Genomic DNA, 1536 nt, shown 5'->3' on the forward strand with positions numbered 1-1536 from the left:
CCCCCGTTATGTTTTTCGTGGTCCTGCAATGGGGCCGCTGGCCTCCGGGCCCGGTATGACTGTGTCCCCTCTGTCGAACGAATGACCTGGGGGGTGGTGTCGCCGGGCCTGTGGGGTGCCGTCGGAGACGCTGATGAGAGACCCGGCCACCGCCCGGCCCGGCGCAATGCCGGGCAGAAGCGTGGGCGGCAGGTCTGCATAACGTGGATGCGCGAGCACGGTGCCACCGCCGAGGCCGGCACGGTCAACCACCCGGGAGGGGTGCGATGTTAGACACCGGCGATGTGGGCGTCTTCCTGGGTATGGACGTCGGCAAGACAGCTCACCACGGCCACGGGCTGACACCGGCGGGCAAGAAGGTCTTCGACAAGCCGATGCCCAACAGCGAACCGAAACTGCGGGCCGTCTTCGACAAGCTGATCGCGAAGTTCGGCACGGTGCTGGTGATCGTGGACCAGCCCGCATCGATCGGGGCTCTGCCGCTGACCGTCGCCCGTGACGCGGGCTGCGAGGTCGCCTACCTGCCCGGACTCGCGATGCGGCGGATCGCCGACCTCTACCCGGGAGAGGCGAAAACGGACGCGAAGGACGCGGCGGTGATCGCGGACGCCGCCCGAACGATGCCCCATGTCCTGCGTTCGCTGGAGCTGACCGACGAGATCACCGCCGAGCTCACGGTGCTGACCGGCTTCGACCAGGACCTCGCCGCCGAAACCACCCGCACCAGCAACCGGATACGCGGCCTGCTGACTCAGTTCCACCCGTCGCTGGAGCGCGTGCTCGGGCCCCGGCTGGACCACCCGGCCGTCACCTGGCTCCTCGAACGCTACGGATCCCCGGCCGCTCTGCGGAAAGCCGGCCGCCGCAGACTCGTCGAACTCATCCGCCCGAAAGCCCCGCGGATGGCCGTCCGGCTGATCGACGAGGTCTTCGACGCTCTCGACGAACAGACTGTCGTGGTCCCGGGAACCGGGACCCTCGACATCGTGATCCCGTCCCTGGCCGCCTCCCTCGCGGCGGTTCACGATCAGCGCCGGGCCTTGGAAGCGCAGATCAGCACCCTGCTGGAGGCTCACCCTCTTCACCAGGTCCTGACCTCGATGCCGGGAGTCGGAGTCAGGACCGCCGCCGTCCTGCTGGTCACCGTCGGCGACGGCACCAGTTTTCCCAGCGCCGCCCACCTCGCCTCCTACGCCGGCCTCGCCCCGACAACCAGATCCTCGGGGACCTCGATCCACGGCGAACACGCACCACGAGGCGGAAACCGGCAGCTCAAGCGCGCCATGTTCCTCTCCGCCTTCGCCTGCATGAACGCCGACCCGGCCTCCCGCACCTACTACGACCGGCAAAGAGCCCGCGGCAAAACCCACACCCAGGCGCTCCTCCGCCTCGCCCGCCAACGCATCAGCGTCCTGTTCGCCATGCTCCGCGACGGCACCTTCTACGAGTCCAGAACCCCCACCATCACCCTCGCCGCATGACCACCCCAAACAACCTCATACCCGGCACCACGTCCTTGACGAAGGACATAGAGAC

Annotated in this window: 1 protein-coding gene; it reads left to right on the forward strand. The window is 68.2% G+C overall.

Going from position 1 to position 1536, the window contains the following annotated elements:
- The first annotated feature begins 266 nt into the window (after nucleotides 1–266).
- Entirely contained in the window at nucleotides 267–1481 is a 1215-nt protein-coding gene (locus ACFWTC_RS38920) for an IS110 family transposase (RefSeq protein ID WP_384030727.1), read from the forward strand.
- Nucleotides 1482–1536 lie beyond the last annotated feature (55 nt).

Source organism: Streptomyces sp. NPDC058619 (assembly GCF_042717785.1).
Taxonomy (GTDB): domain Bacteria; phylum Actinomycetota; class Actinomycetes; order Streptomycetales; family Streptomycetaceae; genus Streptomyces.